This window comes from Streptomyces sp. NPDC091281 (assembly GCF_044757425.1).
In the GTDB taxonomy this organism is placed as follows: domain Bacteria; phylum Actinomycetota; class Actinomycetes; order Streptomycetales; family Streptomycetaceae; genus Streptomyces.
On record NZ_JBIVUY010000017.1, the window covers coordinates 21,100 to 36,681 of the forward strand.

The following is a 15,582-nucleotide window of genomic DNA, read 5'->3' on the forward strand; positions in this document are numbered from 1 at the left end:
GCGGGGCGGCGTGTCGGGCGGGGAGCACCCGAATGTGCGGGGCGGGGGCGCGCTCGATGCGCGCCCCCGCAGCAGGGGTTATCCCTTCGCGTTGCGGCGCAGGAGGACGAATCCGCCGATCAGCAGCAGCGCGCCCGCCGCGGCCGGCCAGAGGTCGCCGCCCGTCTCGGCGAGACTGCCGCCCTGGGCCTGCGGCTGGGGCAGGATCGGGGTGTCACCCTGGTCGTCGGACGCGGGCGGGGTCGACTCGGGCGCGGTGGCCGGTGCGCCGACCTCGCCCTGGGGCTTCTCGTCGGTCCCCGGCTTCGCCTCGGTCTCCGGCTTCGCCTCGGCCGGGGGTGCGGCCGACTGGGTCGCGGCGCGCGGCTCCGCGGTCCGCGGGGTCTCGGCGGCGCCGCCGCCCTTCGCGGGCTCCTGCTCGGCCGGGGGCTGCTCGTCGTCGCCCTGGGCCGGGGGCTCCTCCTGCTGGCCGCCGTTGCCGGCACCGTCGTCCTGGCCACCGTTGCCCTGGCCGCCGTTGTCGGCGTTGTCGTCCTGGCCACCGTTGCCGTTGCCGCCGTTGCCCTGGCCGCCGTTGTCCTGGCCGCCGTTGTTCTGGCCGCCGTTGTCGGCGCCGCCGTCCTGGCCGCCGTTGTCGGCGCCACCGGCGTTGTCGCCACCGTTGCCGTTGTCGCCGCCGTTGTCACCACCGTTGCCGTTGCCGTTGCCGTTGTCGCCGCCGCCGTTGTCGTCGGCGCCGACGCCGCAGTCACGGCCCTCGTTGATGCAGTCGACCATCTCGTTCATCAGGTCCTCGTCGAAGACGTTGATGAAGTCGCCGTGGTCGGTGACCGGCTTGTGCAGCTGCTCGGGGAAGGAGTCGACCGCGAAGAGCGGAGTGGTCCGGCCGCCGTCCTGGAGGCTCGGGGCGTCGACGTCGTAGACGATGCGCTGGACGAGCTGCGGGATGGCCTTGAACCCGGCCGCGCAGCTGCCGTCGGCGGCGGCGAAGGCCACGTGGGTGCGGTGGTTGGCGCTGTCGATGTTGCTGCCGTCCCAGCAGCTCTGGAAGCGGAAGCTGCGGACCACGTCACTGCCGCTCGGGCAGATCGGGTACTTGTCCTTCACCTGCCGGTCCTCGAACCCGGTGCAGCTCCAGGAGGCGTTGGCGTTGGCCGTGCCGTTGACGAAGGCCTTGGCGTCGCCGGTGATGATGCGCAGCAGGCGCGGCATCGCGGTGACCTTGTCCTTGGGGTTGCCCACGAAGGTGAGGGTCACCTCCTTCGGCGTCACGATCTCGCCCGCGTTACCCTCGATGCCGCCGCCGGGCGACTGGGCGTCCTTCTCCTGGGTGCCGTTCTGGAGACGCAGCACCGGCCAGTAGTACGTGGACTTGTCACCCTGGTCGACACAGGTGGTGTCGCCCTTGGCGAGGTCGTCGTCCGAGGCGAAGGCGTCGTTGGCCTGGTTGCCGACGTAGTCGTGGAAGTGGTGGGCGCCGTTGGTGACACCGGGGGCCACGATCACGTTGTCGGAGTTGAAGACGCCGTTGGCGTTGACGCCGCAGCTGGTGGCGAAGGTGCCGCCGGAGGGACCGGCGCCCGGGTCGGCGGCGCCCTGCGCGGGCTGGACGGACTTGATGTCGACGTAGTCGGCGGCCACGGGGCCGTTCCCGGCCTGGCCGCCGTTCCCGCCGCCGTTGCCGTTGCCGCCCTGCTGACCGCCGTTGTTCTGACCTGCGTTGTCCTGACCCGCGTTGTCCGGGCCCGCGGCGCCCTGCTGGTCGTCGCCCTGCTGCTGGTCGTCGCCGTTCTGACCGTCGCCGTTCTGGTTGTCGCCCTGGTCCTGGCCGCCGTCGCCGCCGTTGTCCTCACCGGCCTTGTCGTCGGCGGTGCGCAGGGAGCAGGCGGCGAGGTCGCCGAGGCCCTCGGGGCGGTCGCCCGCGTTGTCGATGGCGATCGAGATGCGCTCGATCGTCGCGGCGCGCTTCTCCTTCAGCGGGTTCATCACCGCGTTGTCGGCGAAGTTGAGGTCCTGGCGCACGGCCTCGGCCGAGCCCTGGAGCCGCTGGTACGCCTCGGCGATCTGCGCGTCGAGCTGGGCCAGTTCCTTGTCGACCTGCTCGGCGGCGGCCTCCGGGACGTCGGTGAGTCTGCTGCCGACGTCCGGGCAGTCGATCGTGACGGAGCCGGAGGTCCAGGGACCGGCATCGTCCTCGCTGGCGGAGGCATAGACATTGGCGGCCATCAGGCCTCCGCCGCCCAGCATCAGCGCGACCGCGGCGAACGTCGCTCGCCGTCCGCCCGTCGGGCGCCTGCGCCTAGTGTGTCCCACGGAGTGCTCCAAAACGTCATCGACGGCCAGGACAAGAAATCCCCCGCCTCAATACGGAGCCGGACGCACGCGTGTTCAACCGCCTCACAGATTCACGCCGGTTTCTCAGCCGGGGCCGAGGCGATCCGGCCGGCCTGCGGGAACGTCAGGTCCCGGACCGGGCCGCCGGAACCGGCGCCGCCCGCCCGCCGGGGCCGGGGTCGTCGCAGGTCACGGGATCGGCGGGGGCCGGGACGCGTTCCGGGGGCGCAGCGGGTGTCGCGCCGTCAGAGTCCGCCGGAGTGTGCGCGGTTGTCCGCCCGAAGGGGAGAAGTCTCCTGCCCGGCAGGCGGCGGCCGTGGAGCAGCCCCATGACGACGGCCGCGGCGACGGCGACGAGGTGCTCGCGCCCGGCGAGGTTGGGCTTGGCGATCGACTCCCACACCATCGAGCCGCCGGTGAGCACGAAGACGACGGGGGCACGGCGGACGACCGACAGGTACGTGAAGAGGCCCACGACCGCCGCCGAGGGGCCGGTGTCGAGGATCTGACCGGCCTCGGGCGGGAGTCCGAACCCGAACCGGTCCGGCCCCGCCATGATCATCACGCGGGCGGTCAGCGTCCCGGCGAGGGTGGAGGCGTAGGCGACGACGAGGGTGCGGGTCCGGCCGAGGGTGACCTCGGCGAGCGCGAAGGCGAGGAAGAGCTGGGTGATGCCCGCCCAGACCGGCAGGTCGAGCGCCGGGACGTAGAGCGAGACGGGGGTGCGCAGCAGGGACAGCCACAGGGGCAGGTCGCCCTGGACGCCGCCGACGGCCCGGACGACGTCGGCCCCTGCCGGGCGCTGCGCGAGGGCGTGGAAGAAGATCACCCCGCCGCAGGCCACGCCCGCGAGGAGCAGTCCGCCGGGGCCGCGGTGCCACAGCCGCCGCACCGGGTCCACGACGATCGCGTGGGCCTCGTCGCGCAGGGTGCGCGCCACGAAGAGGGCGGCCCGCAGCGGCCAGGGACGTCGCGGCGCCGCCTTCGCGGGGTGCCGGGTCCCCTCGTCCGCGCCCGGCGGCTGTCTCTCCGTCTGCCCCACGGTCCCCAAGGTCTCTCCAAGCGCTCACCGCACGCGGGAGCGCGCGGCCGGGTGGGCAACCGGCGCGCGGTCCCTCGCACGCCGGTTCGTACGCCTGTGTAGACGCGGAGAGCGGCTCGGAGGATCACTCCGACCTGGTCACAGTGGGTCCGGGGCAGGAGGGGACATCGGTGAGGGGGGCCGGGTCCCGGCCGGATCGGACACGGGGAAGTCGGCGCCCGGCCGGGAGCACCCGCCGTCACGGGGACGGCCGGGCGCTCCCCCACCGTAGGCCGCCGCCCCCACCCGTCGCCCGGCGGACGGGCGGGACGGGTGAACGGCGGCGGGTGAACGGCGGCTGGGCGGCCCGGCGACGGCCCGACGGAGCGGGCCACGTCCCAGGGCCGCGGCACACGGCCGCGGAACAGGGCCGGGCCCGTGGCGGGCCCGGCCTCGCGTCAGCCCTGGCGGGCCTTGAAGCGGGGTTCCTTCTTGTTCAGGACGTACGTCACGCCCTTGCGGCGCACGACCTGGGCTCCGGGCCTGGCCTTCAGCGCGCGCAGTGACTTGCGGACCTTCATGTCTCCCTCTTCCTCTCCCCCGTCGATACGTCGTACCGGGCGGCCTGGGCGTTCTCGGCCGTCGCGGCGGTCTCGGTCGGCGAGCCACCGCCACGGCGCCGTCGTCAGCGCTGCTCGCGGAAGTCGACGTGCCGTCCGGCGACGGCGTCGAACTTGCGCAGGACCAGCCGGTCGGGATCGTTGCGGCGGTTCTTGCGGGTCACGTAGGTCGCGCCGGTGCCTGCCGTGGACCTCAGGGTGACGACCGGGCGGGCCGTACTGCGTGCCATGGGGATCTGTCTCCTTCCACCGGCCACACCCCGCCCTGGTTGAGCGGTGCATGCCAGTCATGGTGCACAACACGGGAGGAGGCGGGGGCATTCCCTTCGGGCGGCCACGCCGGAACACCGGGGGCGGCCACGCCGCAACGCCGGGGGTGGCCACACCCGTACCCGCCCTCGTACGACCGTCCCTCACCCCCGGTGCACGACGTGTCCGCCGGTGACGGTGAGCAGGACGGGGCTGTCGGCGAGTTCGTCGGCCGGGGCCTCGACCGGGTCGACGGCCAGCGCGGTGAGGTCGGCCCGCAGGCCGGGGGCGATCCGTCCGGCCCGGTCCTGTTCGCCCGCGGCACGGGCGGCGTGGGTGGTGCAGCCCTCCAGGGCCTCCAGACCGGTGAGGCCGGGCCGGGCGGCGGCGCCGCGGGGGCTGCGGGCGGTGGCCAGGACCGCGCGGACGTCGTGGTGGGCGATGGGCCAGTCCGAGCCGAGGGCGACGGTGGCGCCCGCGTCCCGCAGGTCGCGCAGCCGCCAGGCGCGCGCGGCGCGGTCGGGGCCCAGCCGCCGGGACCACTCGTCGGTGCCGTCGGACCGGGTGTAGGCGGTGTGCGGCGGCTGCATGGAGGCGGCCGTGCCGGTCTCCGCGAACCGGGGCAGGAGGTCGTCCGGGACGGTCTCGATGTGTTCGATCCGGTGCCGGTGCCGGCCGCCCGGTCCGAGCGCGGCGACGGTGTCCAGGACGTGGCGGACGGCGGCGTCGCCGATGGCGTGCGTGGCGGTGCGGACCCCGGCCGCGTGGAGGGTGCGGACGGCGGCGGCGTAGGCGTCCGGGTCCGGCCAGAAGGCGTCGGTGCCGCGGCCGTGGCAGTCCGCGTGCTCCAGCCAGGCGGTGCCGCCCTCCACGGTGCCGTCCATGAAGAACTTGACCCCGTCGATCCGCCAGTGCCGCCCGCCCGTGCCCTGGAGGCCGATCAGTTCCGCGAGGGCGGTCTGGTCCGCGCCGGGCATGCACCAGGGCGCGAACCGCAGCCGTACGGGCAGCGGGGTCTCCTCGGCGACGGAGGCGAGCAGGTCGGGGTCGCCCGCGTCCATGACGTGGGCGCCGGTCAGCCCGTGCGCGGCCATCGCGTTCAGCAGGTCGAGGAGCCGCGCGCGGCGGGTGTGCAGGGGGGCGCGCGGCGCGAGGGCGGTGACGAGGTCCATGGCCGCGTGTTCGACGAGGTGTCCGGTGGGGCGGCCGTCGGCGTCGCAGACCACCTCCGAGTGCTGGGCGAAAGCGCGCGGGCCGGTGATCCCGGCGGCGGCCAGGGCCTTGCCGTCGGCGAGGGCGGAGTGGCCGTCGTAGAGGCGCAGGAAGGCCGGTGACCCGGCGAGCGCGTCCTCGACAAGGGCGCGGTCGACGGGGCAGCCCTCGAAGGCGTTGTGGTCGAGGCCGTACCCCGTGACCCAGCCGTCGACGCGGTCGGCGGCGGCCAGCGCTGCCCGCAGCCCGGCGAGGTCGGTCACCCCCGACAGGTCGGTGCCCGTCGCCATGTCCAGCCCCCACACGGGGTGGCTGTGCGCGTCGACCAGCCCGGGGACCAGGTGCCCGCCCCCGAGCCGCACGACCTCGGTGCCGGGCCCGCGCCAGTCGCGTACGTCGCTCTCCTCGCCGACCGCGGCGACGACCCCGTCCCGCACGGCGACGGCGGCGGCCCACGGCCGCTCCGGGTCGAGCGTACGGACCCGCGCTCCGGTGACGATGAGGTCGGCGGTGGGCATGGGGGAACTCCCTTGTTCGGTACGGAATTTCAGTACGGCGCTACGGCGGTACGGCGACGGCGGGGCTACGGGCGGGCGGTGGGCGCCGCCGTCCCCGCCGAACCCGTTGCCCCCGTCGGTTCGTCCGGCCCGGCGGGCTCGCCGGGCACCGCGGGCTCGGTGCCGAAGCGGGCGTACACCTCCGGTCGGCGGCGGCGCAGGCGGCGGGCGAGGAGGAGTCCCGCGGCGAAGACGGCGGGCGCGGCGGCGACGAGGACGGTGTTCACGGTGGTGGAGGCGCCGGTGAACAGGTCGACGTGCTGGACGACGAGGACGATCGCGGTGGCGAGGAGGACCGCCGCGACGACGGGCGCGACGACCGTCCGCAGGACGCCCTCCTGGTGGCGTACGCGCCGGAAGTAGCAGGGGATGGCGATCGCCGCGCACAGCTGGAGCAGCAGCAGGCCCATCATGCCGGGGGTGTTCACCCAGAGCAGCAGCTGGGAGTAGGGGTCGGCGTCGGCGGCCCGGAAGCCGAGGACGACGGCCGCGCCGAGGATCGTCTGCGCGATGCCGACGACGTACGGGGAGCCGTGCCGGGGGTGGATGCGGGCGAACACCGGGGGCAGCACGCCTTCCTCGGCGAGGGCGAGACCGTAGCGGTTGATGGCGTTGTGGAAGGCGAGGAGGGAGGCGAGGACGCTGGTGACGATGAAGACGTGCATCAGGTCGGCGGCCCAGCCGCCCACGAAGGTGTCGATCGCGGTGAAGAAGAGTCCCGCGGGGTCGTTCCCGGCGGCGGCGACGACCCGGTCGTCGCCGAAGGCCTGGACGGCGATCCAGACGACGAAGGCGTAGAAGAGGCCGAGGAAGCCGACCGCGAGGTAGGTGGCGCGGGGCACGGTGCGCTGCGGGTCGCGGGCCTCGCGGCGGTAGATGACGGTCGACTCGAAGCCGGTGAACGCGGCGAACGCGAAGGCGAGGACGGCGGCGGTGCCGGGGACGAGCACGTTGCCGGGGGCGAAGGAGGCGGCGGACAGGCCGTGCGCGCCGCCCCGGAGCAGGACGCCCCCGGCGAGCAGGACGAGGATGCCGGTCTCCGCGACGAGCAGGACGCCGAGCACCTTGGCGCCGAAGTCGATGGAGCGGAAGCCGCCCCAGCCGATGAGCAGCAGTCCGGCGAGGGAGATCGGCAGCCAGGGCAGGTCGGTGCCGGACAGGGCGTGCGTGGTGTCCTGGGTGGTGGTGGCGAGGAGGCCGTAGACGCCGATCTCCATGCCGTTGTAGCCGACGAGGGCGAGGAGGGCGGCGCCGACGCCGACGGTGGGGCCGAGGCCGCGGGTGATGTACGCGTAGAAGGCGCCGCCGCTGGTGACGTGGCGGCTCATCGTGGTGAAGCCGACGGCGAAGACGGCGAGGGTGAGCCCGGCGACGAGGTAGCCGACGGGGGCGCCGATGCCGCCGAGGAGGATCGCGAGCGGGGCGACCCCGGCCATGACGGTGAGCGGGGCGGCGGCGGAGACGACGAAGAAGGCGATGTCGGCGGTGCCGAGGCTGCCGGTGCGCAGACGCCCCGCCGGGGCGGACGGCGCCGCGTCCGGAGCGGGTCCGGGGGTGGTCACGGACATGGTGGAAGCCCTTCGAACAGCGGACGGGAGGAAGGCCGGGCGGGCGGGGGGAGAGACGGCCTGCCGGGCGGCAGGGGAGGTACTGCCAGGCGAGGGGGGACGGACTGCCGGGTGGGTGGGCACGGTCAACCGGGTGGGGAGGGCAGGGGGGCCGGGCGGACCGAGCCGCGGGTGGGCCGACGCAGCCGGGAAGGGGTGACCGGAGCGGGGCGGGGTGGGCGGAGGTGGGGGGGGGTGGAGCCGGTCGCCGCCGGGGTCGGGGCGGGTGGACCACGGTGCCCGCGGGTCCGGCGCAGGGGGGATAACGTGCGCCGGAGACCGTAAATCTAAAGGCTTTCGGTTTTCGCGGTCTGCGCAATGTAGCCTTCCGTCGCAGATCCGGGAAGACCTTCGCGAGAGCTTCAGGGGGACCGCAGACCATGGGCCGGCCGCGCACACCGCTCCTCGACCGGGAGCGCATCACCGAGACCGCGCTGCATCTCGTCGACGAGCAGGGGGAGTTCACCGTCCCGCAGATCGCGCGGCGGCTCGGTGTGCAGACCGGGTCGGTGTACCACCACGTCGACGGCCGGGACGGCATCGTCGAGCTGCTGCGCGAGCGGGTCGCCGCCGCGATCGACCCGGGGACGCTGGACGAGGTGCCCTGGGACACGGCGCTGGAGGCCTGGGCCCGGTCCTACCGGGCCGCGTTCGCCGCACACCCCCGGACCATCCCGATGCTGATGACCTCCCCGGTCCGCGCGCCCGGGGTGCTGGCGCAGTACGAGCGGGCCGTGTCGATGCTGCTGGACGCCGGTTTCGCCGACGCGGACGTGATGCCGCTGATCAGTGCCCTGGAGATCATCGTCCTCGGCTCGGCGATCGACCTCGCGGCCCCCGAGCGGCTCTGGGAGCCGACCGACCGCGCCGCGACGCCCCGCCTGGCCCGTGCCCTCGCGGCGGCCGGGGAGGGCCGGGCCGACTCGGCCTTCGAGGTCGCCCTCACGGCGTTCCTGGCCCACACGCGGGACGTCCGGGCGGGCGGGGACGGGCGGTAGCGCCCCGCGCCGAGCCTCCGGGCGGGGCACTCGCCGGCCCGCGCGCGGATGCAGACCCGCCCCCCTGTGGCGCATTCTTGCTGTATCGCCCTTCGGGCGGCGCAGGGACGAGGTAAGGCAATGACTGGGAGCGCCGGGGACGAACGGGAGTCGTCCGCGCCGCCGGTCGCGCTGCTCACCGGGGTCGTGGCCGACGCGCTGCGGGCCGCGGGCGGGCGCGCCGGGGGCGTCTACCTCTGCGCCCGCACGCCCGGTCTGCTGCGGCTCGCCGTGCTGTCGGGGCTGCCGGGCGAGTTGTTCCGGCCCTGGTGGCAGGTGAGCGCGGGCCGCCCCTTCCCGGTCGCGGACGCGCACCGGCTGCGCGTCCCGGTCGTGCTCGCCAACGCGGCGGAGGCCATGCGCCGCTACCCCCAGTTCGCGGCGGGGCTGCCCTTCCAGTTCGGCTCGCTGAGCGTGCCGGTCCTGGCCGGGGACCGCAGTTTCGGGGTGATCACCGTGCTGCGCCCGGCCGCCGCCGACGCCGGGGAGGTGCTGGCGGAGCGGGAGCGGCTCACCCGGCTGGCCGACTCGCTGGGCGCCGCCCTGCGGCAGCGGGAGGCCGACGGCGGCACGGGCTTCTGGGACGACGCACCGCTGTGCGTACGGCCGCCCGCCGTCGGCCGGGTGCTGGGCCGGGTCGGGCATCTGGCCTGGGACCCGGCGACGGACACCGTCACGGCCGACGAGGCCGCCCTCACCCTGCTCGGTCTCCCGGCCGACGAGGAGCCCGTCTCGCCGGCGGCGCTGGCCCGGACGATGGAACCCACCGACGCCCACCGTCTCCCCGAACTGCTGCGCGCGAGCGCGCACGGCGGCACGTCCCCGCCGCCCGTGCAGATCCGGACCGCCGGGGGCGGCCTGCGGCTGCTGGAGCTGTGGCCCACGGGCCCCGCGGCGCCGTCCGCCGGAGCGACCGGACCGCACCGGGTGGCCGGGGTGCTGCTCGACCCGGGGCCGGGCGCGCTGGCGGACGGCGCCGCCGACCTGCTGCCGGAGGGGGTGTTCTGCCTGGACCGGCTGGGCACGGTCGTCTACGCCAACGCCCGCGCCGCGCACCTGCTGGGCGTCGCCCGCACCCGGCTGCTCGGGCGGTCCCTGTGGGAGGCGGTGCCCTGGCTGGACCAGCCCGCCTGCGAGGAGCACCTGCGCGGGGCGCTGGTCTCGCCCGAACCGGTGCACTTCCACGTACGGCGCCCCGCCGCCCCGGCCGGACCGGAGTCCCCGCGGCCGTACGAGGGCGACTGGCTGAGTCTGGCCGTCTATCCCGGCCTCGACCTGCTGACCTGCACCGCCGTGCCCGCGAACCGGGTCACCCCGGACCCGGCGCGCGCGGCGGCGGGCTCCGACGACCCGGCCGACGCCGACGCGGTCGCCGACGCCTCCGGCAGGCAGCCGCCGGTCCCGGCGCCCGACCCGGCGGCGGCGACCGCGACGGACCCGCTGTACCGGCCGATCGCGCTCGCCATCGCGCTCACCGAGGCGGTGACCGCCCGCCAGGTCTCCGCGATGGTGATGCAAGAGCTGCTGCCCGCGTTCGGCGGGAACCGGATCGCCATCTACCTGCTCCAGGACCGGCATCTGTACCTGGCGTGGGAGAGCGGCTTCCCCGACGGCTTCCTCGCCCCGTTCGAGGGCGTGGGCCTCGACGAGCGGCTGCCGGGCGTGGAGACCCTGACCACGGGCCGTCCGCTGTTCTTCGACTCGATGCAGCAGCTGGCGGGCGCCTACCCGGGCATCCCGCTCGACGCCTCGCAGGGCGCCCGCGCCTTCCTGCCGCTGATCGCCTCCGGCCGCCCCGTCGGCTCGTGCATCCTCGGCTTCGACCGCGAACGCAGCTTCGGCTCCGAGGAGCGCACCGTCCTGACCGCCCTCGCCGGGCTGATCGCCCACGCGATGGAGAAGGCCCAGCGCTACGACACCGAGGCCGCCGTCGCCCGCGGCCTCCAGCAGGCGCTGCTGCCCCACCGCCTCTCCCGGCACCCGCGGGTGGAGACGGCGGGCCGCTATCTGCCGGGCACCGAGGGCATGGAGGTGGGCGGCGACTGGTACGACGTGGTGGAGGCCGGGGACGGTCTGGCGCTGGTCATCGGGGACGTGCAGGGACACGGGGTGCAGGCCGCCGCGACCATGGGGCAACTGCGCAGCGCCGTACGGGCCTTCGCGCTCGGCGACCGTCCGCCCGAGGAGGTGATGGGCGGTACCAACCACCTCCTCATCGACCTCGACCCCGGCCAGTTCGCCAGTTGCTGCTACGTCCGCCTCGACCCCGTCACGGGCGTGGCCCGCGCCGCCCGCGCCGGGCACCCGCTGCCGCTGCTGCGCCACCCCGACGGACGCACCGAGGTCGTCGACCTGCCGGGCGGGGTGGTGCTCGGCGTGGACCCGCGCGCGCACTACCCGGTGACCGAGCTGCGCCTGGACGCGGGCGCCATCCTGGCCCTGTACACGGACGGGCTGGTGGAGCGGCCGGGGCACGACATCGACGAGGGGGTCGCGGCGCTGCGCGCGGTCCTGGCCGACGCGGCGGCCGGACCGGGGTGGTCGCTGGCGGGGGTGGCGGACCGGCTCACCGCGACGGCCCGGCATGCCGTCGACCGTCCGGACGACATCGCGCTGCTGCTCGCCACGCGCCTCGATCCGCCGACCCCGTAGGCGTGTTCGGCGTGCAGGAGGCCGCCGTCACGCGTGGTGCCTCTCGCCACTCGGGGCCCGGCGGTGTAGACATGGCACATGGTCCGACTCCTGGGGCGTTCGGGTACCCGGCAGGTTCAGGGGACCCGGGGCCCGCTCGCCCCTCCCGTGCCCGAGACCAAGCGGGGCGGCCGCAGTCTGGCCGCCCAGGTGTTCGTGCTCCAGGCCGTCATCGTGCTGATCCTCGGCGTGGTCGCGGTGTTCGCCCTGGTGCTCCAAGTGCGGCACGACACGGTCCAGGAGGCCCGCAACCGGTCCCTCGCGGTGGCGCAGACCTTCGCGAACTCCCCGGGCATCGTGGCGGCCCTGGCGAGCCCCGACCCGACGGCGGTGCTCCAGCCGCGCGCCGAGGCGGCCCGCAAGGCGTCCGAGGTCGACTTCATCGTGGTGACGAACCCGCAGGGCATCCGGTTCACCCACCCCAAGCCGGACCGTATCGGCAAGCAGTTCGTCGGCAACCTGGCCCCCGCCCAGGCGGGCGGCACCGTCGTCGAGGAGATCGACGGCACGATCGGGCGGCTGGTGCAGGCCGTGGTGCCCGTGAAGGCGCCCGACGGGCGGATCGTGGGCCTCGTGTCGGCGGGCATCACCACGGAGCGCGTCGGCGGCAACGCGGACCGTCAGCTGCCGCTGGTGCTGATCACGGCCGCCGTCGGACTGGTCCTCGCCACCGGGGGCACCGCGCTGGTCAGCCGCCGTCTGCTGCGCCAGACGCACGGCCTCGGGCCGCGCGAGATGACCCGGATGTACGAGCACCACGACGCGGTGCTGCACTCGGTGCGGGAGGGCGTGATCATCGTCGGCGGGGACGGCGACCTGCTGCTCGCCAACGACGAGGCGCACCGGCTGCTCGACCTGCCGCCGGACGCCGAGCGGCGCACGGTGCGCGAGCTGGGCCTCGACGACGACACCGCCGAGCTGCTGGCCTCCGGGCGGGTCGCGACGGACGAGGTGCACCTGGTCGGCGAACGGCTGCTGGCGATCAACCAGCGGCCCACGGACCTGACCGGCGGACCGGCGGGCAGCGTGGCGACCCTGCGGGACTCGACGGAGCTGCGCGCGCTGTCGGGCCGGGCGGAGGCGGCGCGCGAGCGCCTGGACATGCTGTACGCGGCCGGGGTGGGCATCGGGACCAGCCTGGACGTCACCCGGACGGCGGAGGAGCTGGCGGAGCTGGCGGTGCCCCGGTTCGCGGACTTCGCGACCGTCGACCTGTTCGACGCGGTGCTGCACGGCGAGGAGCCGGAGGCGCGGGGCGCGCTGCGACGGTCGGCGTCGAGCGGCATCCGCAAGGGCGCGCCGCTGTACGGGGTCGGCGAGCAGATCCGGTTCGTGGAGAGCGCGCCGCAGTCCCGGTCGCTGACCGGGGGGCGGCCCGTGCTGGAGGCGCGCCTCGCGGAGTCGCCGGGGTGGCGGGCGCAGGACCTGGAGCGGACCGAGCAGGTGGTGGAGTTCGGCATCCACTCGCTGATCACGGTGCCGGTGCGGGCCGGTGCGCTGATGCTGGGCGTGGTCAGCTTCTGGCGGTCGGAGCGGCCCGAGCCGTTCGACCTGGAGGAGGTGGCGCTGGCGGAGGAGCTGGTCGCGCGGGCCGCGGTCTCCATCGACAACGCGCGGCGCTTCACCCGCGAGCACGGCATGGCCGTCACCCTCCAGCGCAGTCTGCTGCCGCGGACCCTGCCCGAGCAGGGGGCGCTGGACATCGCCTACCGGTACCTGCCCGCGCAGGCCGGGGTGGGCGGCGACTGGTTCGACGTGCTGCCGCTGTCGGGCGCGCGGGTGGCGCTGGTGGTGGGGGACGTGGTGGGGCACGGGCTGCACGCGGCGGCCACCATGGGGCGGCTGCGGACCGCCGTGCACAACTTCTCCGCGCTGGACCTGGCGCCGGAGGAGCTGCTGGGGCTGCTGGACGAGCTGGTGGCCCGGATCGATCAGGACGAGACGGCGGACGGCACGGCCGCGCCGGTGGCGGGCGCGACCTGCCTGTACGCGATCTACGACCCGGTGTCGCGGCGCTGCATCGTGGCCCGCGCCGGGCATCCGCCGCCCGCCCTGGTGCACCCGGACGGCCGGGTGGAGTTCGTGGAGGTCCCGGCGGGGCTGCCGCTGGGGCTGGGCGGGCTGCCGTTCGAGACGACCGAACTGGAGCTGGCGGAGGGCAGCCGGCTGGTGCTGTACACCGACGGGCTGGTCGAGGACCGCAGGCAGGACATCGACACCGGGCTGGGGAGGCTGCGCGCGGCGCTGGAGCGGACGGACAGCTCGCCGGACGAGACCTGCCGGGCGGTTCTGGAGGCGATGCTCCCGGCCCGGCCGAGCGACGACATCGCGCTGATCGTGGCGCGCACCCGGGCGCTGGACGCGGGGCAGGTCGCCGAGTGGGAGGTGCCGGTGGACCCGGCGGCGGTGGGTGAGGTGCGGGCGGCGGTCGCCCGGCAGCTCGCCGTGTGGGACCTGGAGGAGCTGTCGTTCACGACGGAGCTGATCCTGAGCGAGCTGGTCACCAACGCGATCCGCTACGGCAGCCCGCCGGTCCGGGTGCGGCTGCTGCGCGACCGGACGCTGATCTGCGAGGTCTCCGACAGCAGCAACACCTCGCCGCACCTGCGGTACGCGGCGATGACGGACGAGGGCGGGCGGGGCCTGTTCCTGGTGGCGCAGCTGACGGACCGGTGGGGCACGCGCTACACGCCCGCGGGTAAGGTGATCTGGGCCGAACAGCCGCTGCCCGCCGCGGGCGGCGGCGCCGGAACGGCCGGTTCTGACTCATAAATCAGGTTTATGGGCTCATAGACCGGACCCGCGTACCGGGTTAGGCTTGCCTTAGTTTAGGCTTCCCTCGAGTCGATCTGTCGCCGCTCGAAGGGAACCTGATCATGCCCCGCCCTCTGCGGGTAGCCATCGTCGGAGCCGGCCCCGCCGGGATCTACGCCGCCGACGCGCTGCTCAAGTCCGATGTGGCCACCGAGCCCGGTGTCTCCATCGACCTCTTCGAGCGCATGCCCGCCCCGTTCGGCCTGATCCGGTACGGCGTCGCTCCGGACCACCCGCGCATCAAGGGCATCATCACCGCCCTGCACCAGGTCCTCGACAAGCCGCAGATCCGTCTCTTCGGCAACGTCGACTACCCGGCCGACCTGAACCTGGACGACCTGCGCGCCTTCTACGACGCCGTCGTCTTCTCGACCGGCGCCACCGCCGACCGCGAGCTGGCGATCCCGGGCGTCGAGCTGGACGGCTCCTACGGCGCCGCCGACTTCGTGTCCTGGTACGACGGCCACCCGGACGTGCCGCGCACCTGGCCGCTGGAGGCGGAGAAGGTCGCCGTCCTCGGGGTGGGCAACGTGGCGCTCGACATCGCGCGCGTGCTGGCCAAGACGGCGGACGAGCTGCTGCCGACGGAGATCCCGCCGAACGTGTACGAGGGCCTGAAGGCCAACAAGGCGCTGGAGGTGCACGTCTTCGGGCGGCGCGGCCCCGCGCAGGCGAAGTTCTCCCCGCTGGAGCTGCGCGAGCTGGACCACTCCCCCAACATCGAGGTCATCGTCGATCCCGAGGACATCGACTACGACGAGGGCTCGATCGCGACGCGGCGCGGCAACAAGCAGGCCGACATGGTCGCGAAGACGCTGGAGAACTGGGCGATCCGCGACATCGGCGAGCGCCCGCACAAGCTGTTCCTGCACTTCTTCGAGTCGCCCACCGAGATCCTCGGCGAGGACGGCAAGGTCGTGGGCCTGCGCACCGAGCGCACCGCGCTGGACGGCACGGGCAACGTCAAGGGCACCGGCGCGTTCAAGGACTGGGACGTCACGGCCGTGTACCGCGCGGTGGGCTACCTCTCCGACAAGCTGCCGAAGCTGCCGTGGGACGTCGAGTCGGGCACCGTCCCGGACGAGGGCGGCCGCGTCATCGAGGAGACCGGCGCGCACCTGCAGTCGACGTACGTCACGGGCTGGATCCGGCGCGGGCCGGTCGGTCTGATCGGCCACACCAAGGGCGATGCCAACGAGACGGTCGCGAACCTGCTGGACGACTTCGCCCACGGCCGCCTGCACACCCCCTCCTCGCCCGACCCAGAGGCCGTGGACGCGTTCCTCGCGGACCGGGGCGTGCGGTTCACCACCTGGGAGGGCTGGTACAAGCTGGACGCCGCCGAGAAGGCGCTGGGCGAGCCGCAGGGCCGTGAGCGCGTGAAGCTCGTCGAGCGGGAGGACATGCTCCGCGAGAGCGGCGCGTAACGACGGACGCGGC

The 15,582-nt window shown here is 74.7% G+C and carries 10 protein-coding genes; 4 read left to right on the plus strand and 6 right to left on the minus strand.

The window, feature by feature from the left end:
* Positions 1 to 78: 78 nt before the first annotated feature.
* From ACIQPQ_RS34080 to ACIQPQ_RS34105, 6 genes are all read right to left on the minus strand, one after another.
* Complete coding sequence (locus tag ACIQPQ_RS34080) at positions 79 to 2,226, minus strand: DUF1996 domain-containing protein (RefSeq protein WP_401311854.1); 2,148 nt, start codon at positions 2,224 to 2,226, stop codon at positions 79 to 81.
* Positions 2,227 to 2,458: 232 nt separating this feature from the next.
* Positions 2,459 to 3,376 (minus strand): hypothetical protein, encoded by a 918-nt coding sequence (locus tag ACIQPQ_RS34085; RefSeq protein ID WP_401311857.1) that lies wholly within the window; start codon positions 3,374 to 3,376, stop codon positions 2,459 to 2,461.
* Positions 3,377 to 3,813: 437 nt separating this feature from the next.
* Positions 3,814 to 3,936, minus strand: coding sequence for a type B 50S ribosomal protein L36 (gene ykgO / locus ACIQPQ_RS34090; RefSeq protein WP_383778889.1), 123 nt, complete (start codon positions 3,934 to 3,936; stop codon positions 3,814 to 3,816).
* A 104-nt stretch (positions 3,937 to 4,040) separates the two neighbouring features.
* Positions 4,041 to 4,205 carry a 50S ribosomal protein L33 gene (rpmG, locus tag ACIQPQ_RS34095; protein ID WP_383778888.1) on the minus strand — a complete coding sequence of 55 codons (165 nt, stop codon included), beginning with the start codon at positions 4,203 to 4,205 and terminating at the stop codon, positions 4,041 to 4,043.
* Positions 4,206 to 4,388: 183 nt separating this feature from the next.
* Complete coding sequence (locus ACIQPQ_RS34100) at positions 4,389 to 5,954, minus strand: amidohydrolase (protein ID WP_401311860.1); 1,566 nt, start codon at positions 5,952 to 5,954, stop codon at positions 4,389 to 4,391.
* A gap of 65 nt (positions 5,955 to 6,019) precedes the next feature.
* Positions 6,020 to 7,561: an APC family permease gene (locus ACIQPQ_RS34105; protein WP_401311862.1), complete on the minus strand. Its 1,542-nt coding sequence runs from the start codon at positions 7,559 to 7,561 to the stop codon at positions 6,020 to 6,022.
* Positions 7,562 to 7,980: 419 nt separating this feature from the next.
* Between ACIQPQ_RS34105 and ACIQPQ_RS34110 the strand changes: the two genes are divergently transcribed.
* From ACIQPQ_RS34110 to ACIQPQ_RS34125, 4 genes are all read left to right on the plus strand, one after another.
* On the plus strand, positions 7,981 to 8,598 hold the full coding sequence (locus tag ACIQPQ_RS34110) for a TetR/AcrR family transcriptional regulator (protein WP_401311865.1): 618 nt from the start codon (positions 7,981 to 7,983) through the stop codon (positions 8,596 to 8,598).
* Between the two features lie 120 nt (positions 8,599 to 8,718).
* Complete coding sequence (locus tag ACIQPQ_RS34115; RefSeq protein ID WP_401311868.1) at positions 8,719 to 11,289, plus strand: SpoIIE family protein phosphatase; 2,571 nt, start codon at positions 8,719 to 8,721, stop codon at positions 11,287 to 11,289.
* A 177-nt stretch (positions 11,290 to 11,466) separates the two neighbouring features.
* On the plus strand, positions 11,467 to 14,100 hold the full coding sequence (locus ACIQPQ_RS34120; RefSeq protein ID WP_401312218.1) for a SpoIIE family protein phosphatase: 2,634 nt from the start codon (positions 11,467 to 11,469) through the stop codon (positions 14,098 to 14,100).
* A 104-nt stretch (positions 14,101 to 14,204) separates the two neighbouring features.
* Complete coding sequence (locus ACIQPQ_RS34125; RefSeq protein ID WP_401311871.1) at positions 14,205 to 15,569, plus strand: FAD-dependent oxidoreductase; 1,365 nt, start codon at positions 14,205 to 14,207, stop codon at positions 15,567 to 15,569.
* Positions 15,570 to 15,582: the final 13 nt, after the last annotated feature.

Bases quoted from the DNA above. Each gene is read 5' to 3' on its own strand.
- ACIQPQ_RS34105 (WP_401311862.1), bottom strand. From the start codon at position 7,561: ATGTCCGTGACCACCCCCGGACCCGCTCCGGACGCGGCGCCGTCCGCC.
- ACIQPQ_RS34115 (WP_401311868.1), top strand. From the start codon at position 8,719: ATGACTGGGAGCGCCGGGGACGAACGGGAGTCGTCCGCGCCGCCGGTC.
- ACIQPQ_RS34100 (WP_401311860.1), bottom strand. From the start codon at position 5,954: ATGCCCACCGCCGACCTCATCGTCACCGGAGCGCGGGTCCGTACGCTC.
- ykgO (WP_383778889.1), bottom strand. From the start codon at position 3,936: ATGAAGGTCCGCAAGTCACTGCGCGCGCTGAAGGCCAGGCCCGGAGCC.
- ACIQPQ_RS34080 (WP_401311854.1), bottom strand. From the start codon at position 2,226: ATGGCCGCCAATGTCTATGCCTCCGCCAGCGAGGACGATGCCGGTCCC.
- ACIQPQ_RS34125 (WP_401311871.1), top strand. From the start codon at position 14,205: ATGCCCCGCCCTCTGCGGGTAGCCATCGTCGGAGCCGGCCCCGCCGGG.
- rpmG (WP_383778888.1), bottom strand. From the start codon at position 4,205: ATGGCACGCAGTACGGCCCGCCCGGTCGTCACCCTGAGGTCCACGGCA.
- ACIQPQ_RS34110 (WP_401311865.1), top strand. From the start codon at position 7,981: ATGGGCCGGCCGCGCACACCGCTCCTCGACCGGGAGCGCATCACCGAG.